The 22,634-nt window shown below is 68.8% G+C and carries 16 protein-coding genes; 6 read left to right on the top strand and 10 right to left on the bottom strand.

All coding sequences use genetic code 11. The features are described from left to right. Window positions 1-24: 24 nt before the first annotated feature. Window positions 25-1,284, bottom strand: a complete 1,260-nt coding sequence (locus ID810_RS09015; RefSeq protein ID WP_166855881.1) for an ATP-binding protein — start codon at window positions 1,282-1,284, stop codon at window positions 25-27. Window positions 1,285-1,895: 611 nt separating this feature from the next. Continuing rightward, window positions 1,896-3,527, bottom strand: coding sequence for a glutamine-hydrolyzing GMP synthase (gene guaA, locus ID810_RS09020; protein WP_166855883.1), 1,632 nt, complete (start codon window positions 3,525-3,527; stop codon window positions 1,896-1,898). A 224-nt stretch (window positions 3,528-3,751) separates the two neighbouring features. Between guaA and ID810_RS09025 the strand changes: the two genes are divergently transcribed. After that, on the top strand, window positions 3,752-4,024 hold the full coding sequence (locus tag ID810_RS09025) for a mandelate racemase (protein ID WP_166855885.1): 273 nt from the start codon (window positions 3,752-3,754) through the stop codon (window positions 4,022-4,024). Between the two features lie 174 nt (window positions 4,025-4,198). Here ID810_RS09025 and ID810_RS09030 read toward each other — a convergent pair whose 3' ends face one another. Continuing rightward, window positions 4,199-5,560, bottom strand: coding sequence for an MFS transporter (locus tag ID810_RS09030; protein ID WP_166855887.1), 1,362 nt, complete (start codon window positions 5,558-5,560; stop codon window positions 4,199-4,201). 120 nt (window positions 5,561-5,680) lie between these two features. On the opposite strand from ID810_RS09030, the gene ID810_RS09035 reads away from it, so the two are divergent. The 5 genes from ID810_RS09035 (at window position 5,681) to iolE (ending at window position 11,672) form a co-directional block, all read left to right on the top strand. After that, window positions 5,681-6,439 (top strand): sulfite exporter TauE/SafE family protein, encoded by a 759-nt coding sequence (locus ID810_RS09035; RefSeq protein ID WP_166856162.1) that lies wholly within the window; start codon window positions 5,681-5,683, stop codon window positions 6,437-6,439. Between the two features lie 67 nt (window positions 6,440-6,506). Then, complete coding sequence (locus ID810_RS09040; protein ID WP_166855888.1) at window positions 6,507-7,508, top strand: LacI family DNA-binding transcriptional regulator; 1,002 nt, start codon at window positions 6,507-6,509, stop codon at window positions 7,506-7,508. Between the two features lie 193 nt (window positions 7,509-7,701). Beyond that, the gene (locus ID810_RS09045) at window positions 7,702-8,898 is read left to right on the top strand and encodes a Gfo/Idh/MocA family protein (RefSeq protein ID WP_166855890.1); all 1,197 of its coding nucleotides are present in this window, start codon (window positions 7,702-7,704) and stop codon (window positions 8,896-8,898) included. Window positions 8,899-8,947: 49 nt separating this feature from the next. Further along, window positions 8,948-10,603, top strand: coding sequence for an MFS transporter (locus tag ID810_RS09050; RefSeq protein WP_166855892.1), 1,656 nt, complete (start codon window positions 8,948-8,950; stop codon window positions 10,601-10,603). A 142-nt stretch (window positions 10,604-10,745) separates the two neighbouring features. Further along, complete coding sequence (gene iolE / locus ID810_RS09055; RefSeq protein ID WP_166855894.1) at window positions 10,746-11,672, top strand: myo-inosose-2 dehydratase; 927 nt, start codon at window positions 10,746-10,748, stop codon at window positions 11,670-11,672. A gap of 199 nt (window positions 11,673-11,871) precedes the next feature. Here iolE and ID810_RS09060 read toward each other — a convergent pair whose 3' ends face one another. From ID810_RS09060 to brxL, 7 genes are all read right to left on the bottom strand, one after another. Next, on the bottom strand, window positions 11,872-13,017 hold the full coding sequence (locus ID810_RS09060) for a zinc-binding dehydrogenase (RefSeq protein ID WP_166855896.1): 1,146 nt from the start codon (window positions 13,015-13,017) through the stop codon (window positions 11,872-11,874). Between the two features lie 325 nt (window positions 13,018-13,342). Beyond that, on the bottom strand, window positions 13,343-14,929 hold the full coding sequence (locus ID810_RS09065; protein WP_166855898.1) for an MFS transporter: 1,587 nt from the start codon (window positions 14,927-14,929) through the stop codon (window positions 13,343-13,345). A gap of 145 nt (window positions 14,930-15,074) precedes the next feature. Further along, window positions 15,075-15,947 (bottom strand): sugar phosphate isomerase/epimerase family protein, encoded by an 873-nt coding sequence (locus tag ID810_RS09070; RefSeq protein ID WP_166855901.1) that lies wholly within the window; start codon window positions 15,945-15,947, stop codon window positions 15,075-15,077. 174 nt (window positions 15,948-16,121) lie between these two features. After that, window positions 16,122-17,129, bottom strand: coding sequence for a Gfo/Idh/MocA family protein (locus tag ID810_RS09075; protein ID WP_166855903.1), 1,008 nt, complete (start codon window positions 17,127-17,129; stop codon window positions 16,122-16,124). A gap of 44 nt (window positions 17,130-17,173) precedes the next feature. Further along, a complete protein-coding gene (locus ID810_RS09080) occupies window positions 17,174-18,103 on the bottom strand; it encodes a sugar phosphate isomerase/epimerase family protein (protein ID WP_166855904.1) in 930 nt (309 codons plus the stop codon). Window positions 18,104-18,399: 296 nt separating this feature from the next. Further along, window positions 18,400-19,893, bottom strand: a complete 1,494-nt coding sequence (locus tag ID810_RS09085) for a CoA-acylating methylmalonate-semialdehyde dehydrogenase (RefSeq protein WP_166855906.1) — start codon at window positions 19,891-19,893, stop codon at window positions 18,400-18,402. Window positions 19,894-20,468: 575 nt separating this feature from the next. After that, the gene (gene brxL / locus ID810_RS09090) at window positions 20,469-22,634 is read right to left on the bottom strand and encodes a BREX system Lon protease-like protein BrxL (RefSeq protein WP_166855908.1); all 2,166 of its coding nucleotides are present in this window, start codon (window positions 22,632-22,634) and stop codon (window positions 20,469-20,471) included.

Genomic DNA, 22,634 nt, shown 5'->3' on the forward strand with positions numbered 1-22,634 from the left:
TGAGCGCGAGGTTGGGGCGGGTCGTCAGTGGCGCAGGCAGGCCAATGGGAGCACCAGGACGCCGTCGTCGCGCCGGTAGGCCGTTGCCCCGGCGGTGATGACGGCAAGGAAGGACGGCTCCCCCATGCGCTCCAGGTCCATGCGCTCGCGCAAGCGCCGCAGGTGGGTGGCGGCGTCGTCGAGCTGGCGAGTGCCGAGCGTGATCTCGACCGGCGCCCACCTCCCATCTGCGAGGACGACGACGGCGTCGGCCTCCAGGCCGGTCTTGTCGCGGTAGTGGTGGACCGTCCCGTCATTGGCCTCGGCGTAGACCCGCAGGTCGCGCACGCACAGCGACTCGAAGTGCAGCCCGAAGGCCTCGACGTCGCGCAGCAGGTCAGCCGGCGACCACCGCATGACGGCCGTGCCGATTGACGGGTCCACGAAGTGGCGCGTCGGGCTGGTGCGGATCGCGGTCCGCGAGCGCAGCACGGGGTTCCAGGCGGGCAGGTCCTCAATGACGTAGGCGCGAGTGAGGGCGTCAAGATAGTCACTGACGGTGTTGGGGGCCATCGTCGCATCGTCGACGGCGAGGTCCGCGGTGATCGTGGCCTGCGAGGCTTGAGTGGAGACGTGGCGGGCGTAGGCGCGCATGAGCGCACGCATGCGACCCGAGTGACGGTTCACGCCGTCGAAGCGCGCGACGTCGGAGTCGATCAGGCCCTCGACATAGCTGCGCGCCAGACGTCCGGTGGACGATGCTGCGCCCGTCGTGACGGCGGCGGGCCATCCGCCGCGGCACAGGATCTGCGCCATGGCCTCGACATCGAGCGTGCTGACGCCCGCGACGTCGAGGTTTCCATCGAAGAGCGAGCGCAGGGACACCTGCCCTGTGGACTCCCCTGACTCGAACAGCGTCATCGTCCGCATGACGAGGGTGGCGATCCTGCCGACACCCGAGTGCGCTCCTTGGACGGTGGGCGTGGTCGAACCGGTGAGTATGAACTGACCCGGCTCCCCGCGACGGTCGACGGCGAAGCGGACGGCGTCCCACAGCTGGGGCGCCATCTGCCACTCGTCGATGAGACGGGGTGTGTCCCCTTCCAGCAGTGCTGAGGGTTTGACGTCCGCGAGCGCGAGGTAGGAACGGCTGTGGTCGGGGTCCTGCATGTAGACGGCGCTGCTGGCCCGCTGCAGGGAGGTCGCGGTCTTGCCGCACCACTTCGGTCCTTTGACCTGGACGGCGCCGCTGGTGGCGAGCGTGGTGGCGAGCAGGTCATCGGCCACTCGCGGCAAGTAGCGCATGCGCTCCCCCTCAGTAGACAGAACCCTTGTGTTCTCGCCAATAGTCTAGCCGATTGCGTGAGTTGGACCGATTCTGTTGCGACAGTTGGCCGGTTTCCGTTGCGTCAGTTGGCCGGTTTCCTTGCGGGGGTGACGCTTCTGGCCGGTCGTGACGGTGGTGGTGTCCTCCGACACCCCACCCCACCAAGCCCAGTGACGGCTCGAGCTCGGCGCGAGCATGGTCGGCGGCCGGCGACGCTCAGGCCCGCCCCGGAGGGTGCCGGGTGGGGCTTGCACGCTCATGTGACAGTTGTTAACGGTTGTACTGGGGTTTGAGGGGGTCGCTTCGGCTCCCATGTGCGTCGAGGTCCTTGATGCACATGGGAGCCGAAGCACTCGACGACGCCGATCAAGAAAACCGCGGAATCCCGCGGTTTTCGACAGACACCGACAAGCGTGAGCGTGCAAGTCCTCCAGTGCGGCCTCCTTCGACGCGACTGGGCGTGTCACGCATCCCTCGTCACAGCCCGTCCCGGCCGATCCGGGCGCTCAGAAACCGCAGGATTCCGCCAATCTCAAACGTCATGACATTCTCTGACTAGGAATGAGTGACAGGTGTCCGGCGCCTGGGCTCACTCCCACTCGATGGTGGCCGGCGGCTTGCTGGTCACGTCCAGCACCACGCGGGTGACCTCCGGGACCGTGTTCGTGATGCGCGTGGAGATGCGAGCGAGCACGTCGTAGGGCAGGCGCATCCAGTCGGCCGTCATCGCGTCCTCCGAGCTGACCGGCCGCAGGACCACCGGGTGACCGTAGGTGCGCCCGTCGCCCTGGACGCCAACGCTGCGCACGTCGGCCAGCAGGACCACCGGGCACTGCCAGATCTCCCCGTCCAGCCCGGCGGCGCTCAGCTCCTCACGGGCGATGGCGTCCGCGGCGCGCAGGACCTCAAGGTTCTCTCGGGTGACCTCACCGATGACGCGGATACCCAGGCCGGGCCCGGGGAAGGGCTGGCGCGCGACGATCCTCTCCGGCACGCCGAGCTCACGCCCGATGGCGCGCACCTCGTCCTTGAACAGGGCGCGCAGCGGCTCGATGAGCTCGAAGTCGAGGTCTTCGGGCAGCCCGCCGACGTTGTGGTGGCTCTTGATGTTGGCCGTGCCCTCGCCGCCGCCGGACTCGACGACGTCGGGGTAGAGGGTGCCCTGGACGAGGAAGCGGATCTCGCCGCCGGCGGCACCCACCTCCTCGATGACGCGCCGCTGGGCGGCCTCGAAGGAGCGGATGAACTCGCGTCCGATGATCTTGCGCTTGGCCTCGGGCTCGGTGACGCCCGCGAGCGCGCCCAGGAAGCGCTCGGACTCGTCGACGGTGATGACGCGGATGCCCATGCCCTGGGCGTAGTCGTTCTCCACCTGCTCGCGCTCGCCGGCGCGCAGCAGACCGTGGTCGACGAAGATGCAGGTGAGCTGGTCGCCGACGGCCCGGTGCACGAGGGCTGCGGCGACCGAGGAGTCCACTCCCCCGCTCAGGCCGCAGATGACGTGGGCGTCACCCACCTGCGCGCGGATCGCCTCGACCTGCTCGTCGATGATGCTGCCGGCGGTCCACGTGGCGGGGATTCCGGCGCCGACGTGGAGGAAGTTCTCCAGGGCCTTCTGCCCGTGCTCGGAGTGCAGGACCTCGGGGTGCCACTGGAGGCCGAAGAGGCGTCGCGAGCGGTCCTCGAAGGCGGCGACGGGCGTCTGCGCCGTGGAGGCGGTGACGGCGAAGCCCTCGGGCGCGGCCTGGACGGCGTCGCCGTGGCTCATCCACACGGACTGCTCGAGGGGGGTGCCGGCGAAGAGACACGAGCTGGCGTCGACGGCGGCCGGGGTTCGCCCGTACTCGCGGGTGCCGGTGCGTCCGACGGCGCCGCCCAGTGCCTGCGCCATCGTCTGGAAGCCGTAGCAGATGCCGAGCACCGGAACGCCGGCGTCGAAGAGGGAGGCGTCGATGGTGGGGGCGCCGTCCTCGTAGACGGAGGAGGGGCCGCCGGAGAGGATGATGGCCGCGGGTCCCTTGGCGAGCATGTCCGCCACCGGCGTGGAGTGGGGCACGATCTCGGAGTAGACGCCGGCCTCTCGCACGCGTCGTGCGATGAGCTGGGCGTACTGGGCGCCGAAGTCGACGACGAGGACCGGGCCGGGCCGGGCTCCCTGTGCGTCCCCCTGGGCGGGGGCGTCGGAGGCGGTGGCGGAGTGTGCTGCGGGTGCGGTCGTCACCGGCACAGGATACGGGGCGCGCGCCCTGTCCGACGTACAGGCTCTGGGCCGCGCGGCCTTCCGACGGCGTGACCCACCTATCGTTTCTTTGTCTGGACATTTGCTAAGGAGGTCTCCTAGGCTCGCCTTGTCGGCCAACCAGGTCGGCACCGGCCACGAGCCGGGCACACCGCCGTGCGGAGCCCCTCCGTCCGGTTCCGCACAGGAACCGAGAGGAACACACCATGAGCGCTCCCGTCATCGACACCACCGCCCGGGCCGCGGCCGCCACGGCCTCCGCCCGCACCGCCCCCGCCACCTCCGCGCGCGACGAGGTCAAGGCCGCGGACCTGCTGACCTTCAAGATCGGCATGACGATGATCGCCGTCGTCCTCACCCTCATGGCCGTCATCGGCGTCGCCGTCGGCTCCCCGCTGCTGGTCATCACGGCCGGGCTGACGGGCAGCGTCGCCACGATGGTGGGCGTCTACATCGGCATCAACCTCATCGCCGCCTGACCCGCGCGTCAGGCACGAACCGGAGGACGCCCGCCCCGCCCTCCTGCGCAGCGCGGCCAACGCGGACCGCGCTGCCCCCGGGCCCTCGGGATCACCATTCTCGGGCCCATCCAACACGAGCGCTGACCCTACGGTCAGCGCTCTTTCGTCCCTCAGGGCCTGTCCCCCCGCCCCTCACCGCAGCGCCGCAACAGCGCGAGGCAGCGCGAGCAGGGCCAGAAGCAGGCTGAGGAGCTGCCCGCCCAGCACCAGCCCCAGCATGACGGCCGACGACGGCGCGAGCGCGAGGACCAGCACCGCACCCCCGACGCTCACCAGCTGGACCAGGGGCCGCAGCGCCGCCACTGCCCGCCTCTGGGAGCGCAGCAGCCAGGGCGGCACGAGCGGGTCAACCCCTCCGGCGCAGGCGGGCACGACGGCGACGTACTGCCCCGCGACCATGAGGGTGGAGGCGGCGAGCAGCACGACGACGTCGCCAACCGGGCCGACGGAGCCGAGCAGGGCCAGCAGGACGGTGCCGCACACAGACACCCCGGTCCCGACCATGACCCACGCATAGGCGAGGTGGTGGGCGCGTCGGCGCAGCAGGCCGCAGAGCCCGGCTCCGCCCCAGAGCAGGGCGAGCATGGCGAGCGGCCCTGCAGGCACCCACCCCTCGGGCACCCGGCCGGCGAGCAGCGGCGGCGTGAGCACGAGGGCCGCCAGCCCCAGCGGGAGGGCCTGGACGAGCTCGAGCAGCAGACCGGCGACCACCACCTGGCGCACGCGGCGGATCGTGAGGTCGGAGCGGCTGAGCCGGGCCTGGTCGCCGCGGGTGCCCGCGTCCAGCAGCACCCAGTCGATGGCGACGGCGGCCTCCAGGGCCCCGTGCATGCGCACGAGCGAGGCGTGGGCGGCCTCGAGCCGGTTCTGGGCCGTGTACCAGTGCGGGGTCTCGGGCAGCGCGGTGGCGAGCAGGAGCACGAGGGTGGCGAGGACGGCGGGCACGGCCCAGGCTCCGACGACGGCGCCGCGGGGCTCGGCGAGCGAGGCCAGTGCGCCTGCCGCCACGGCCCCTGCGGCGCCGACTGGGGCCACGGCCCACGTGCGCGGCATGAGGCGGCGGTGTCCCGGGGCGGCGAGCTCGTGGGCGAGCTTGGGCAGGACGATGGTGAGGCCGCCCAGACCGAGGCCGACGGCGAGCGCCCCCGAAAGCGTCAGGATCAGGCCTCCGGGGGTGGGCAGTAGGGCGCCGACGGCGATGAGGGCGGCCGCGGACATCACGGCCGGTCGTCGCCCCAGGGTGTGGGAGAGGCGGTCGAGGGCGGGGGCGCCCAGGAGGGAGCCGAGCGGCAGGGCCGCAACGAGCAGCAGGCAGGTCAGCAGGTCGGCCTCCGACGTCACCCGTGGGCCGTCGAGGGCCAGGATGGCGGGGGCGTCGTCGTCGCCGAGCAGTGTCATGCCGACGGCGCCCCAGGCCGCCCCGTGCACCGTGCCTGCGAGCACGAGCAGGGCACGCAGCCGCAGCTGCGCGGCAGGTCGAGGCCCAAGCGTCATCGGTGGCCTTCCTGTGTGGCGCGTCTGTGCGCAGGGTGGCGTCCGAGGTCGGGGGCGATGCCTCGGGCGAAGGGCCCAGCCGGGGCCCCGGATCTCCACTAGGATGCATTTGTGCTGACAATGTTGTCCAGTGGTCTCGCTTACGCCTCCTCTCTCCCGGCCTCCACGTGGGCGATCCTCGTCGTCGCCGCGGCCGCGACCGGCATCGCCAAGACCGCGCTGCCCGGGGCCGCGACGCTCGCCGTCGCCCTGTTCGCCGCGGTTCTGCCGGCCAAGGAGTCGACGGGCACGATGCTCGTGCTGCTGCTCATCGGCGACGTCCTGGCCATCTGGATGTACCGGCACGACGCCGACTGGTCCGAGCTGAGGCGGCTCGTGCCCGGGGTGCTCGCGGGAGTCGTGCTCGGCGCCGTCTTCCTGCACCTGGTCTCGGACGAGGCGGCAAGGCGGCTCATCGGGGCCCTGCTGCTCGTCCTCATCGCCGCCACGCTCGCGCTCATGCGCCTGCCCGAGCCTCCCGAGGTGCAGGGACCGCTGGGGCGCGCCATCTACGGCACGGCGGCCGGGTTCACGACGATGGCCGCCAACGCGGGAGGCCCGGTGACGACCATGTACTTCCTGGCCTCGCGGTTCTCGGTCATGACCTTCCTGGGCACGACGGCCTGGTTCTTCTTCACCGTCAACCTCGTCAAGCTGCCGCTGTCCATCGGCCTGGGCCTCATCCGTGCCGAGACCCTGTGGGTGGACCTCGCGCTCGTGCCCGTCGTCATCGTCTCGGCCCTGGCCGGGCGCTGGCTCGCCGCCCGGATGGACAAGCGGATCTTCGACCCGCTGGTCACCATCCTCACCGTGGCATCTGCCGCCCACCTGCTCGTATGAGCCGACGGCGGGCGGGCAGCCGATATCCTGGGCCCGCCCGACTCTCTGGAGCACCGAGGAGCACAGCATGTCCCGCTCCGCCCGACGAACCCCTGCCACCCAGCAGGACGTGGCCGACGCCGCGGGCGTCTCGCGCGGTCTCGTCTCCCTGGCGCTCAAGGGCGAGGGGCGGATGTCGGAGGAGACCCGGCACAGGGTCCTCGACGCCGCCCGCGCGCTGGGTTACCGAACCAACGCCGCCGCCGCGGAGCTGGCCGCACGCCACTCCAACCGGGTCGCGATCGTCGTGCCCTACCTCGACAACCCCTTCTTCGACCTGCTGCTGCGCGCATTGCGCCGTCGCGCACGCCAGAGCGGCTACACGCTCGTGGCCTTCCTCTCCGACCTGGAGGACCAGGCCGAGCACTCGACCATCGACGACGTGCTGTCACTGCGCCCGGCGGGCCTCATCCTTCCCGGCACCACCCTGAGCGTCGACGAGCTGGTCGACCTGGCCCGCCACGTCCCGCTGTGCGTCGTCGACCGCACGCTGCCACGGAAGGCCGGCATCCCGACTGTGCGCCTGGACGAGGCCCATGCCGCACGCTTGAGCGTCACTCACCTCAAGGAGCAGGGCTACGAGCGCCTCGCCTTCCTGTCCCCCGCGAAGGAGCGTCACGAGCCCGTGGCCCTCGAGCGGCTCGAGGCCAACCGCGCGGAGGCCGCCCGTCAGGGCCTGGTTCTCACAGAGATGAGTGCCGACGGCGAGGTGCGCGAGGCGCTCGCGGCGGCGATGGGTCAGGGGGATGGCCCCCTGGGGGTCATCGCCTACAACGACTTGCTTGCCATCGACGTCGTCGCGGCCGGGCTGGCCCTGGGGGTCTCGATTCCCGAGGAGCTGGGCGTGTCCTCCTACGACAACTCGGCCCTCGCCGAGCGCTCGGAGCTGCACGTGACGAGCATCAACCAGCACCCGGAGCAGCTCATGGCCTACGCGTTGTCCGTCGTCCTCGGCCCCGAGGACGCGCCCGCCGACCGTACGGTCCCGGCGGGGCTGATCGCCCGCGGCAGTACGACGCGCCGGGGCTGAGGCGGGCCCGCAACCGGGGTCGGGGCCCGCGCACCATCACTCTAAAAGTCCAGACAATTAACCCTTGACTGCCCACCCGGTCCTGCCCTAACGTCACTCCTGCGTCACTGCTGACGCGCGTTACCACCAGCGGGTCAATGAGAGACCCGGCTGCCAGCGGGCCGACGGAGGCCGTGAGGAGACGATGGATTCCATGAATAGCAAGGAGCAGATCGGCGTCGGCGTCATCTCGCTGGGATGGATGGGCCGACTCCACGCCCGCAGCTACCGCTCACTGTCAGAGCGCTTCCCCGAGCTCGACGTCGAGGCCCGCCTCGTGGCCGCAGCCGACCCCATGGAGCAGGCCCGGTGCGCAGCCACCAAGGACCTGGGCTTCGAGCGGGCCCACGCCGACTACCGCGACCTCCTGGCCGACCCCGACGTCGACGTCGTCTCCATCGCCTCACCCAACTACCTGCACAAGGAGATCGCGCTTGCCGCCATCGACGCCGGCAAGCCCTTCTGGATCGAAAAGCCCATGGGCGTCAGCGCCGCCGAGTCGCGCGAGATCGCCCAGGCCGCCGCAGCCGCCGGGCTCGTCAACGCCGTCGGCTTCAACTACCGCCACGTCCCCGCCATCGAGTACATGCGCGAGCTGGTGCGCGGCGGCACGCTCGGCCGCATCACCAACGCCCGCGTCTGGTTCATCGCCGACTACGCCTCCTCGCCCCAGGGACCGCTCACCTGGCGCAACTCGCGTGCCAAGGCCGGCGCCGGGGTCGTGCCCGACCTCATGAGCCACGGCGCGGACCTCGCCCAGTACATCATCGGGCGCATCGCCTCCGTCTCGGCCATGACCGCCACCTTCATCACCGAGCGGCCCATCCCCACCACAACAGGCTTCGGCCACTCCGGCTTCGAGATCGGCGACGAGGTCGGCCCGGTCGAGAACGAGGACTACGTCGGCATGCTCGTGCGCTTCGACAACGGGGCCCTGGCCACCATGGAGTCCAGCCGGGCCAGCGTGGGCCCGCGCGCCGAGTACGTCGTCGAGGTCTACGGCACCGAGGGCTCGGCCCGCTGGGACTTCGCCTCCCTCAACGAGCTCGAGGTCTGCACGAGCGTCGACGGCGGCCCCACCCACGGCTATCAGCGCGCCTGGGCCAACCCCGCCTGGGGCGAGTGGTCGCGCTACCAGCCGGCCATCGGCACCTCAATGGGCTTCGACGACCTCAAGTCCATCGAGGCCGCCCAGTTCATCCGCTCCGTCCTCACCGGCGAGCAGCTCGCCCCCTCCGCGGCCGACGCCTGGTGCGCGGCCGAGGTCGATGAGGCGGTCGTCGCCTCGGCAGCCGACGGCCAGTGGCACGACGTCGCCCGCGTCACCGGCACCACGACCTTCGACGCCTGACCCCTCAGACTGTCAACCATCCACCCCGATCTCAGGAGACACCCTCACAATGAGTACCCCTGCCCCGATTTCCCTCAGGGGGATCACTCCGGCCCAGATGAAGGAGGCCGTGGACGCCACGCCGCCGTCGGGTAAGCGCCGCGGCATCGTCGCCGTGGCCACCGTCGCCACCATCGGCTCGCTGCTCTTCGGCTACGACACCGGTGTCATCTCCGGTGCGCTGCCCTACATGTACATGCCCTACGGGGCCGACGGACTGCAGCTGACCGCCCTGGAGGAGGGCGCCGTCGGAGGCTTCCTGCTTGTCGGTGCCGCCTTCGGCGCGCTCTTCGGCGGCCGTCTGTCCGACCGCTACGGGCGCCGCCACAACATCACGATGCTGGCCATCATCTTCCTCATCGGCGCCCTGGGCACCACCTTCGCGCCGAACGTGTGGGTGATGTACCCCTTCCGCTTCATCCTCGGTCTGGCCGTCGGTGGCGCGAGCGCCACCGTGCCGGTGTACCTCGCGGAGTCCGCACCCAAGCGCATCCGCGGCTCCATCGTCGCCGTCGATCAGCTCATGATCGTCACCGGCCAGATGCTCGCCTTCACGATGAACGCGATCATCTCCGCCGCCAACGGCGGGCCCCACCTGACCGTCGAGTCCGACCCGTCGGGGACCCTGGTCGCGGGCTCCTACGCCTACGACGAGATCACCGCCCTGTCCGCCGCCAACGGCGGCGTCATGGACGAGGCCTCCTTCCACGCCTTCCTCGACCAGCTCGTCATCAGCTCGGGCAACGGCCAGGCGTGGCGCTACATGCTCGTCCTGTGCTCTGTGCCGGCCATCGCCCTGTGGATCGGCATCCGCCTCATGCCGGAGTCCTCGCGCTGGTACATCGCCAAGGAGCGCCTGTACGAGGCCATCGGCTCACTCAAGCGCGTGCGCGACGAGGCCAAGGACGGCCCGGTCGAGGACGAGCTCATGGAGATGGTCGAGGCCCGTCAGCACGAGATCGAGGAGGAGGCCTCCAAGCGCGGCCTGGGCTACGTCTGGTCGGTGCCCTGGCTGCGCAAGCTCCTCCTGGTGGGCATCTTCCTGGCGGTGATCAACCAGACCACCGGCGTCAACACCGTCATGTACTACGCCCCGAAGGTCCTGTCCTTCGCGGGCATGGGCACCTCCGCGGCCATCACCGCGCAGGTCGCCAACGGTGCCTTCTCCGTCGTCGGATCGGCACTGGGCATCTGGCTCATCGGGCGCTTCCGCCGTCGCCAGATCCTCATCGCCGACGTCACCGGCGTGGGTCTGACCCTGCTGGGCATCGCGGCGACCTTCCACTTCACCATCGCCCCGCACATCACCGCGGGCACCACTCCGCCGGCCTGGGCCGCCTATCTCATCCTCGCCCTCATGGGTCTGTTCATGCTCATCGTGCAGTCCTCCAACGGCACGGTCGTGTGGACGATGATGGGTGAGATCTTCCCGTCCAATGTCCGCGGGGTCATGAACGGCACGGCCATCTTCTGCATGTGGATCGCCAACGCCGTCATCACCTGGACCTTCCCCAAGATGATGGAGGGTCTGGGCGGCGGGCTGACGTACACCTTCTACGGTCTGCTCAACCTCATCGTCGCGGTGATTCTGTTCAAGATCATGCCCGAGACGCACAACCGTTCTCTGGAGCAGATCGAGCGCGACATGCAGGAGCGCTTCTCCTGACCCGGTGGGCGCGGGGCCCGGTCAGTGCGCTGGGCCCCGCCCCTCGGCCCACAGTTAGTCCTGACATTTTCTATAATCGACGACGGCGATGCCGCGCAGTGTGAAGCACGCGTCGCCCGCACAGATCGAAGGAGATCCCACCATGGCCTTCCGGCTCGACCCCACCACCGCTATCACCGACCCCCACGGCATCAGCTGGGGCATGCACCCCATCGCCTGGCGCAATGACGACATCAAGGAGGTCGGCGCCTTCAACACCTTGGAGGACATGCTGCTCGACCTGGCCGACCTCGGCTATCACGGCACGGAGGTGGCCGGCTGGTTCCCCTCCAAGGAGGTCACCAAGGAGCGCATTGACGCCCGCGGCATCGCCATCGTCGCCCAGTGGTTCTCCTCCTTCATCGTGCGCGACGGCGTCGAGGCCGTCATCCCCGAGTTCACCGCCACCTGCGAGTACCTGCGCTACCTGGGCGCGAGCCGCGTCGTCGTCTCGGAGCAGACCGGCTCGGTGCAGGGGGTGCGCGACGTCAACATCTTCACGAACAAGCCGGTGCTCACCGAGGAGCAGTGGCCGGTGCTGGCCGAGGGCCTGGACCGCCTGGGGGAGATCGCCCTGGAGCACGGCCTCGACCTCGTCTACCACCACCATCTGGGCACGGTCGTCCAGACCAAGGAGGAGACGATTCGGCTCATGGAGCTGACCGATCCGGCCAAGGTCTCCCTCCTGTTCGATACGGGCCACGCCTTCGTTGGCGACGGCGACGTCATGGGCCTGCTCGAGGCGACCATCGACCGCGTCAAGCACGTCCATTTCAAGGACGTGCGTCCGGACAAGCTGGCCGAGTCCAAGGAGCTGGGGCGCTCCTTCCTCGACTCCTTCATGGCGGGCATGTTCACCGTCCCGGGCGACGGCATGATCGACTTCACCGAGCCCTACCGCTTCCTCGTTGAGCACGGCTACAACACGTGGATCCTCGTGGAGGCCGAGCAGGACCCGGCCATCGCCAACCCGCACGAGTACGGCGCCAAGGCCCGCGCCTACATCGAGTCGACCCTGTTCACCATCTGAGTTCGCAGTCCGGCGTGGTGCAGGCCCGGCAGCGCCCCTACGGGCTGCTGCCGGGCCTGTCACGCATCCCTGGTCAGAACTCGACCCGGCCCGCCGGGCACCCCGGAAACCGCGAGATTCCACGGAACCGCCAGAACACGAATCTCTCTGACCAGGGATGCGTGACACACAGCCTCGGGCTCCGACCGCCCGGACGCTCTCACAGACTCATGTCAACGACGGCGCGCCCCTGGATCTCGCGGTTCTTCAGCGCCGTGTAGCCGACGCCGGCCTCCTCGAGCGGGAAGCGGCGCGAGACGACGTCGGTGTAGTTGATAACGCCCTTGGCCGCGAGGTCGACGACAGCGGGCAGGTCCTGTCGGGTGCGCGCGCCGTAGGAGCCGAGGATCGACTGCGAGCGGCGCACGGTGCGGTTGATCTCCACCTCGGCGGTCTGGACGCCGGCACCCAGGCCGATCGGGACCATGCGGCCGCCGTCGGCCAGGACGTCGAGTGCGGTCCTCCACGTGGCGGGGATGCCCAGGGCCTCGAAGGCGACGTCGACGCCCTTGCCACCGGTCAGGCGCAGGACCTCCTCGCGGGCGTCCTGGGTGACGGAGTTGACGACGGCGGTGGCGCCGTAACCGGGCATGGGGGCGAGCTTGTCGTCCGAGACGTCGATGGCGATGACCTGGGAGGCGCCGAAGGCGGCGGCAATCTGGACGATGTTGGTACCCACTCCCCCGGTGGCGACGACGGCGACGCTCTCGCCGAAGCGCAGGTCGGCGCCGCGGCGTACGGCGCCGTAGCCGGTCATCGCGGCGCAGCCCAGGATGGCGGCGGGCACGAGGTCGATGGACTCGGAGGTCACAGCCACGGCGGTGGCGGGCACGACGGCGTACTCGGCCAGTCCGCCCATGGAGTACATGTAGATGGGCTCGCCGTCGAGGCCTGCCAGGCGCGTGGTGCCGTCGTAGAGGACACCCTTAAGGCGGTTGAGGTCGAAGAAGGGGCCGCACAGCTCGTCGCGGCCGGCGGCGCAGGCCTCGCACTGGCCGCAGGGCATGAGGAAGCCGCCGGCGACACGGTCGCCGACCTTGAGGCCGGTGTGCTCGTTGCCAGGGCCGAGCTCGACGATGGTGCCGGTGACCTCGTGCCCGAGGACGGCGGGCAGCGGGAAGGCGATGGCGCCGCCGATGACGTGAAGGTCGGAGTGGCACAGACCGCAGGCGGCCACCTTGATGAGGACCTCGCCGGCCTTGGGGCGCGGGGTGCGGATGGTCTCGACGCGCAGGCCCGTGCTGTGGTCGCGCAGCACGGCTGCTCGCATGGTCTGGGGGATGGTGAAGGCGTCATTGCTCGTCATGTCTCAACCTCTCTCGGCGGGCGCCCGGCGCGCCCGCACTTCGTTTGACATGACATACCCTACCGAGCCCGCCCCTATTTGTCAGGACATTTAGTGGGCACTCTGGACACTCTCGGCGCCCCGCCCCGCCCTTCGCGCCACTGTTCCAGAGCGCCCAGGACAACCTGTCGTTACAAGGACAACCTCTGCGCCTCCACCCGGTTGTCCTACGAGCGGCGCGTTGTCCTGAGAGCGCGACGGCGCCCGCCCCGTCGTGAGGTTCCGACGGGGCGGGCGCGAGGGCAGAGAGCCCGAGGCGGCCGTGCTGGCCGCGGGAGGCCGGCGCTCAGCTGTACTCCTTCTCGAAGCGCCGCTCGAGCTCCTCGAGGGAGTGGTACTTCGTCTCGGGGACGAACTTGATGTAGAAGATCAGTGACCCGACGTTGATGAGGGCGAAGATGAGGTAGGTCAGGGACCCTCCCAGGCTCTTCATGATGATGGGGAAGACCCAGGCCACGAAGGCATTGGCGACCCACAGTGCCCCCACCGCCAGGCCCATACTGGTGCCGCGAATCTTGCTGGGGAAGATCTCGGCGACGAGCACCCAGGTCACCGTGCCGGACTGCTTGGCGAAGACGAAGACGCTCACGATGAGCAGCACGACGTAAGGCGCCCAGCTGGCAGCACCAACGATGTCGCCGTCGGCGTCCTGGAAGGGCTCGATGAGGAAGTAGAACACCGCAGCGAGCAGACCCAGGGAGATGGCGATGGAGGTCTCCTGGTAGATGCCCACGTGCCGACGGGCGAAGCGGTGGACGAGCCACAGGCCCGTGGCCGATCCGATGAAGGACACCCCGCCCGAGATGACGTTGAGGGTGATGGCGTCGTCCAGAGGCAGGCCGGCGGCGGAGAGGATCTTGGGCGTGTAGTACATCGCCGTGTTGATGCCGGTGAGCTGGTCGGCGATACCCAGGATGATGCCAATGATGAGCAGACGCCGGGTCCACCGCGTGCCCCAAATCTGGGACAGGCGCCACTTCTCCTGGCTGGCCTCCTGACGCTGGTTCTCCAGCATCTCGTCGATCTCCTCGGCGACGGAGCCGTCCTTGCCCTCATCGCGAATGCGCTTGAGGGCCCCGATGGCCTCAGGGATGCGGTGGTTGGCGATGTACCAGCGCGAGGACTCGGGCATGAGGCGGATGCCGATCCACAGGGCGATGGCGGGCAGCGAGGCGATGACGAGCATGTAGCGCCAGGTCAGGCCATTGCCGCCGTCGACCATGAGGGCGCCACTGGCCACCTGGTTGGCGACGCTATTGGTCCACGCGATGACCTCGCCGCCCGACTCCACGTGCGGACCGCCGTGCATGCGGGTCAGGGCCGCGTTCATGGAGAAGGCGACGAACTGGCCGAAGACGATCATCATCTGGTCCACGGCCACGAGCGTGCCGCGGATGCGTTTGGGCGCGGTCTCGCCCAGGAACACGGGGACGGTGACGGAGGCGCCGCCGACGGCGAAGCCGAGGATGACGCGGAAGATGTACAGCACCCAGATGTTGGGTGAGAGTGTGCAGCCGATGGCTCCGACGAAGAACACGAGGGCCAGCAGGCTGATGTTGTGGCGGCGGCCGTACATGTCGGAGAGCTTGCCGCCCACGGAGGCGCCCAGCGCGGCCCCCAGGGCCAGCAGCGCGCCGACCCACCCCTCCTCGGCCGTCGTCAGGGCCAGGCCGTGGGCGTCGGTGGGCAGGTACATGTAGGGCAGTGCGCCGGAGATGACGCCGGTGTCGTAGCCGAAGAGCAGGGAGCCCAGGGTGGCCACGAGGGCGATGAGCCCAAGCGAGCGTTTCTTGCCGGAGGGAGGGGTGGCGTCGACGAGCCTGTCAAGCTCGCCGCGGCTGAGGTGGGCAGCCGGTTCGGCGGATGAGGACATGTGTGTGTCTCCTTCTCGCACCTGTCGTCGGCAGGTGTTCGGGGGCGGGCGGATGCGGCCGCACGGGTCCTGACCACCCGCGAGCGGGGCGGTCGGCGTGTGGAGTGATCGGTCCCGCGGCGGCCGTCGCAGAACCGGGAGGGACTCAGGCGCCGAGCTCCTCGGTGAGCCGGGCGAGCGCGGCCTTGTTGTACTCGTCGGCCTTCTCGTGCCAGCCGAAGATGCACACGGACACGACGCCGTCGAAGGCGACGTCGCGCAGGGTCTGGAAGACGTCATCCCACGGGACCTCGCCCAGGCCGATGGCGTTGTGCTGGTGCACGGTGACGTCGGCGCCCGGGGGGTTGACGATGTAGCGGTTGCCGTCGTTGATGCGGTGGTTGAAGCCGTCGGAGACGTGAACCTCGCGCAGCTTGCCCGCGTCGGCGGCGGTGCGGATCATGCGCCCGGCGTCGCCGACGCCGTCGGACAGGTGGAAGGTGTGCGGGCAGCAGTACTCGTAGCCGATCCAGTCCTTGTCGATGGAGCGCACGAGCTCGAGGGCGCGATCGTGCAGCTCAACGAAGTCGTAGGGGTGGGCTTCCATGTTGAGGCGGATGCCGTACCTCTCGAAGACGGGGGTGAGCTCCTCCATGGACTTGTACCACTGCTGCTCCGAGCGGGAGGCCCGGTTGCGGTCCCCGGAGAACTCGGAGACGATGTCACGCACGTCGAGGGCGTCGGCAAGCTCGAGCAGGCGCCTCCAGTTGCGCACCTGGGCCTGGCGCTCGGCCTCGTCGGGCGAGGACCAGTTGAAGACGGGATTGAGGGTGCGCACCGTGACGCCCGTATCCTTCTGGGCCTTCGTGAGCTCCTCGATGAAGGTCGTGTCCGCCTTCGGATAGTGGTGCCAGAGGTGGAACTCGTTGTTGGGCGAGAGCTCCACGTGGCGGAAACCCAGTTCGGCGGCCTTGCGGAGCGTGTCCGCTGTGGACATGGTGAGGTAGTACATGTTCGGGTCGAGGGCGATATCAACCATGGGGATTCCTCTCGGTCGCTCGACGGCTTTGTCGACAGAAGTCAGTATGTCACGACATTTTTACGCGCGCTAGATGAGGTGCCCGATTCTCGTCGGGCCACGCACACGCAGGTTGCGCCGGGCAGGCCCGCACCGGAGCCCACGGGTGCGGGCCTCCCCGGAGGCCCGGGCCGCTCAGGCGTAGAAGGTCGGCTTGTCGATCATGGACACGCTCACCTCGCGGCCACCGTTGCCCAGTGACTCCAGGGCGGCGTCGACGACACAGGTGGCGGCGTAGCCGTCCCAGGAGGTCGAGCCGGTGTGCTCGTCCCTGGCCACGGCGTTGATCCAGGACTGGAACTCAGTGTTGAAGGCGGTCTGGAAGCGGTCGATGTGGGACTGGCACATGGCGTTGCGGTTGCCGTGGACGTCGCGGACGTGGACCTTCTCCTGGTCGCCCAGGCGCACGGTGCCGGCCTCCATGACCAGCTCGCACTCGATGGAGTAGCCGAACTGGATGTTGACGTTGACCTCGTCGTCGATGAGGACGCCGGAGGCGGTCGTGGCCACGAGGACCAGCGGGTCCTGGAGGTGCTCGAAGCGGCGCGAGGTCGCGCGCGGGGTGTCGATGCGCACCGATGCGATCTCCTCGCCCAGCAGGTACCGACAGATGTCGATCTCGTGGATCGCGGTGTCGTCGATCATGTTGCGCGTGGTGTAGCCCTCGGGGACTGAGGGGTTGCGGTGGCGGCAGTGCACCAGGGTGGCGTAGCCGTGCTCGCCGGAGTCGAGGACCGCCTTCATCTCCTGATAGCCGGCGTCGAAACGGCGCATGAAGCCGACTGTCACGAGCCTCTTGCCCGCCTTGCGCTCAGCCTCCATGATCCGCAGGCAGTCCTCGGCCGTGGTGGCCAGGGGCTTCTCGCACAGGACGTACTTTCCGGCCTCGATGCACCTGATGACGTCGGGGGCGTGGGCCTTGCCGAAGGTGGCGATGACGACGGCGTCGACCTCGGGGGCGTTGATGAGTGCCTCGGAGCTGTCGTATGCCTTGGCACCGTAGGGCTCGGCGGCCGAGACGGCGGCGTCGTGGTTGATGTCGGCCACCGCCGTGATGACGGCGCCGGAGAGGTCATTGGCGATGCGGGCGAGGTGGGCGCGGCCCATGCCGCCGGCGCCGATGAGTCCGATACGAATGGTCATGGTGGTGTCTCCTCCTTGAGAGCACGGGGGGTGAGAATCGGGGGTCAGGCGAGGCCGAGGCCGCACTCGGCGAGGTAGGTGCGCATGTTGATGGCGTTCTGCTTGGGGAAGGACGGGTCGCAGGGGTAGCAGTCCTGCTCGCAGATGCAGTAGATCGGCTTGTCGAGGGCGGCCAGGGCGTTGACGAACTCGTGCATCTCGGGCAGGCCTGCGGGCGGGCAGACGGAGGCGCCCTTGGTCACGGCCTCACCGAAGGGCCAGTCCTTCTCGTGGGCCTCGCGGGTGATGTCCTCGTCGAAGGCCTTGATGTGGACGTAGGTGATGCGCTCGGGGTACGTCTTGCACAGCTCAACGGGGTCGCCGCCGCCGTAGACGACGTGGCCGGAGTCGAGGCAGAGGTTGACGTAGGTGGGGTCGGTGGCGTCGAAGATCCGGGCGATCTCCTCGGGGGTCTCGATGTGGGAGTCGCCGTGGGGGTGCAGGACCATCTTGAGGCCGTACTCGTCGAGGAGCATCTGGCCCAGGGTGTTGGCGTGCTCGACGTAGAGCTTCCAGGCGTCGTCGCTCAGGACGCGGTCGTCGGTCCACTCCCAGGTCTTGTCATCGCGGTAGAGCGGGGGCAGGTGGACGATGTACTCCGCCCCGACGGCGGCGTGGGTCTCGGCGATGGCGCGGAAGGTGGCGAGGGTCTGCTCCCAGGCCTCGGCCTTGTGCAGGATGCCCCAGCCGGTGCCGGCGACCACGCGCATGCCGTAGTCGTCGCACCACTTCTGCAGCTCCTTGGGGTCAGTGGGGAAGTAGCCGTAGGGGCCGGTCTCGATGACCTCGAAGCCGGCCTCGGCCATCTCCTCCCACGCCTGGCGCGGGTCCATCTGCTTGGGGTCCTCGGGGAACCAGACGCCCCACTGGTCGGGGCACACGCCGATGGTGAGTTTTGAGTAGGTGGGGTCGAGGGTGTTGACAGCCTTGGACATCGTTGTCCCTCCTGGATCGCGGTATGTCGTCACAACCGAATCGTTTCGGTTGTGAGGTTCACAGTACGCCCCTTTCGCTCGGGACACCACCCCTTTGTCACAACAAATCGATCCTTCTGACGTCCGACGACGACGCCAACCTCCGCCCCGACGCCCCGCCGTCGGCACCCGCCCGACCCCTCGCCGTCGGCACCCGCCCGGCCCCTCGCCGTCGGCACCCGCACCCGACGAGGCGCGCCCCCTGCACCAACCGACGTCGGTGCAGGGGGCGCAGCCACCGGCCGGCGGCTAGAGCCTCACTCCTCGCGCTGGAAGGACATGGTGGCGGCGTAGCTCTTCTCCGAGGGCCAGCGGCTCGTGATCGCCTTGGCACGCGTGTAGAACCGCACGCCCTCGGGGCCGTGGATGTGGTGGTCGCCGAGCAGCGACTCCTTCCAGCCGCCGAAGGAGTAGTAGGCCACCGGCGTCGGGATGGGGACGTTGACGCCCACCATGCCGGCCTCGACGTCGAGGGTGAAGCGGCGGGCCACACCGCCGTCGTTGGTGAAGATCGCCGAGCCGTTGCCGAACTCGGAGGCATTGACGATGGCGATGGCCTCCTCGTAGGTGTCCGCGTGGACGATGGTGAGGACCGGCCCGAAGACCTCCTCCTTGTACAGGCGCGAGGTCACCGGGACGTTGTCGACGATGGTCGGGCCCACGAAGTGGCCCTTCTCGTGGCCGGGGATGACGAGGCCGCGGCCATCGAGGACGACCTCGCCGCCGTCGGCCTCGCCCTCGTTGATCAGGCCGATGATGAACTCCTTGGCCTTGGCGTCGATGACCGGGCCCATCTCGACGCCCTCGTCCATGCCGTAGCCGACCTTGATCTTCTCGGCGTGGGCCTTGACCTTGCGGGCCAGCTCGGGACCGCAGCCGCCGACCGCCACGACAACCGGCAGCGCCATGCAGCGCTCGCCGGCGGCGCCGAAGGCTGCGGCGGACAGGTGCTGGGCGGCGAAGTCGAGGTCGCAGTCGGGCATGACGATGGCGTGGTTGTTCGCCCCGCCCAGCGCCTGGACGCGCTTGCCGTGGGTGACGCCGGTGTTCTGGACGATGTGCGCCACCGGGGTGGAGCCCACGAAGGAGATGGCGTCGATGCCGGGGTGCTCGAGGATGCCCGAGACGATGGAGCGGTTGCCGGAGACGACGTTGAAGACGCCGTCGGGCAGCCCGGCCTCCTTGTACAGGCGGGCGGTCAGCAGCATTGCCGACGGCGTGGCGGAGGCCGGCTTCATCACCACGGCGTTGCCGGTGGCGATGGCCAGGGGGTGCATCCACATCGGCACCATGGCGGGGAAGTTGAAGGGGCAGATGCCGCCGACGACGCCGACCGGCTGGCGCAGGGTGTGGATGTCCACCCCGGTGGAGATGTCGGAGGAGTACTCGCCCTTGAGTGCCACGTTGATGGAGGTGGCGAAGTCGAGGGTCTCGCGCCCGCGCTGGATCTCGCCGATGGCGTCGGAGTAGTTCTTGCCGTGCTCGGCCACGATGAGGCGGGCCATCTCGTCCTGGTGGTCGAGGACGAGCTGACGCATGGTGAACATGATGGCGGTGCGTTTGGCCAGGGAGACCTTCGCCCACTCCTTCTGGGCTCGGCGGGCGACGGCCACGGCGTGGTCGAGGTCCTCGGGCGAGGCCTGGAGCAGCTCGGCCTCGATCTCACCGGTGCCCGGGTTCTCGATGGGGAAGCGGCCGACGGGGCTGCCCTCGTACTCCTGGCCGTCGATCCAGTGCGGGATGGTCTTCATCGTTGATGACTCCTGAGTCTCATGGGCCCTCGGGCGCCCCTACCGGGGCGCGCGGACGAGGTACCCTATGGGCCCACTGTAATTCGTCAGGACATTTGGTCAAGGGTCGTGTTCACACAAACTGGGGGCGAGGGCGGGCCGGGCGCGGGACGCGGGTGGGATCCGGGCATGGCGTGGGAGTGACGCCGGCCGCAAACTCGTGATGAATGCCCGACCAGAGGGTGCCAAGCAGGGCTCGCACGCTCACGTGACTGGTGTGACTTGACCGATTCGGACTTTTCGTTGGTATTCCGCGGTTTTGGCCCTTAAGCCGACAACCGCCCCTGAGGCTCCCATGTGCATGGGAGTTGCTCACGCACATGGGAGCCAGACGACTCGAGAGCGCCGCGACGGAAAACCGCGGAATTCTGCGGAATCTGCCGGAGGCTGGAAAGCGTGAGCGTGCATGAGCGTGACCACGACCTGCTCAGGAGTGTGCTGAGAGAACCTCCTCATACCTTCCCGTCCTCCCGCCCCACGAAGGGCCGTCACGAAAGGCACTCTGAAACCGACTGGTCCACCCACCCCAGCCCGCACTAGGCCCGATCACCGCGGCGGACGTAGGTGATGGTGAACTCCTTGACCTGGCGGTAGATCTGCTGGCGCAGGCGCAGGTCGAACCAGCTCGTGTCAAAGGGCTGGAACACGTCGAGGCCCCGCCCGAGCACGATCAGCCACCCGGTATCGGCGGTGATGGAGCGGTCGTGGATGGTGTCGTTGAAGGCATAGTCGAAGGCGATGCCCGCCACCCTCGTGTTGTTCTTGATTGCCTCGAGGTTCTCCACCTGTTTGCGGGCATGCTCCGCAGTCGTGTCCGGCTTCGTGATGAGATGAACGGCGACCTCTTTCGTGCGGTCGGTCACTTTAGCGACCGTCTCAAGGAACTCGGTGAGGTTACGCGCCTGGTGCGGCTGCCTGATATACGGGTCGATGATCTCGATGCGTGTCGCTCCACGCAGGTACGGGCCGAAGAATCGGTCGTAGCTGAAGCCGCGTCGCCCTTCGGTGAAGGAGAAGGAACCCTCCCGTAGCTCCGGAGCTGTTCTGCGGGGTTCTCGCCTCACCCCGTCGCCCTCAGGCGACGCGGCGCCGCGGCTGCTCCCAGCCTCGCGAGCACGCGCGTTCTCGACGGTGCCGTCATGATCGCCAGCACCGTCTCGGTGGTACAGCTCGGGGTACTCCTCCTCCTCGACGGTGCTCACCGCCCGCCATCCCTGGCCGGTGCTGTAGCCGAAACGCACCGGGGTCATGGTTCCGTCGATGCGCAGGAGCTGGTCCTTGACCCGCTTGCGGCCCTCGACGGCGACCCTGAGGAGGGCCTCAATCTCGTCTGCTCCGGCGCGCCCGGAGGGATGGATGAGCTTCATCAGCCCGGAGAAGGTCTTGTGGATGCCGTCGCGGTCGCGCGTAGAGATGTCCTCCGACAGGCTGACGTACTCCTGGTAGCGGTCGGAGTAGTCGAGGTCGCGCTGGGACTTGAGGACCTCAGCCAGGTAATCGACGACGAAGCCGTAGCCGGTGGAGAACATCTCGCCGCGAATCTGCTCGAACTCCCACCCCGGGACGTAGCTGTGGATGCGGTCGAGGAAGGCGGGATCGTGGTACTGCTCGGGCAGCTCGTCGAACAGGTCGGAGTTCTTGAGCATGTAGGGCACGGTGTGGGCGGTGTTGCCCACGAAGACCATCGAGGCCTGCGCACCGAGGGTCTCGACTCCGCGGGAGAAGGACTTGTTGGCCATGTAGTTCTTCATGATGTCGACCAGTGCCCGGTCCGCCCGCTTCTTGCGTCCGGCGAACTCGTCGAAGGCGACGCAGTCCCAGTAGCCGACGAGCCCGATCCTCCCGTTGGCGTTGTTGACGAAGAGCTTGGGCACCGTCACCTCTCCCCCGGAGATCAGCATCCCGTGCGGGGAGAACTCGGAGTAGATGTGGGATTTACCGGTTCCCTTAGGACCGAGCTCAATGAGGTTGTAGTTGCGTTCGACAAAGGGGATGAGGCGCACAAGGTGGAGCAGCTTGGTGCGCTCGCCGAGCATCTCGGGGTTGAAGCCGATGGACTGGATGAGCAGGTCGGTCCACTCCTGGGTGGTGAACTGCTCGCGCGTGTCGGTGTAGGACGTCAGGTCGAGCCGGGAGAGCTGGATGGGTTTGAGGGAGTGAAGCCGCCAGGGGACCTCCTTGGGGTCCCCGGAGTGGGCGTAGACAATGTCGCAGATGCACCACACGCCGCCGGTGAGGAGCTTGGGGTGCTCGCGCACCATGTCGGCGCCGATCTCGACGCGGGAGATGCCGAGGTTGGAGAACTCGGCCTCGTAGATGTCCTGCCGCTCGTTGAGGGAGACGGAGACCTTGTCGATGATGCGGTGGCGCCCCTTCTCGCGGATGCGGGACTGGATGAGCCGGTTTTCTCCGCGGTGGACGTAGTGGTCGCGCAGGATGGAGCGCACCTGTTCGATGCCGGTGCGAATGGTCGCCTCGTCGTCGGTGGCGGCGTACTGCCCCAGGAGGTACTCCAGCACGTAGGTGGGCACGATGGCGTTGCCCTTGACCGCCTTGACGAGGTCTTTTCGGACGACGACGCCGGGGAAGGCGGCTGCGATCTTGCGGTCCAGGTCCGACGGCGTGTAGGCGGTCGGGTCCTGGCCGGCGCATGGCGTCTCCCTGGATCCGGGCTCGGGAGCGGACGGCTGCGAGGTGGTCAT

It is taken from the genome of Actinomyces respiraculi, from assembly GCF_014595995.2.
Lineage (GTDB): Bacteria > Actinomycetota > Actinomycetes > Actinomycetales > Actinomycetaceae > Actinomyces > Actinomyces respiraculi.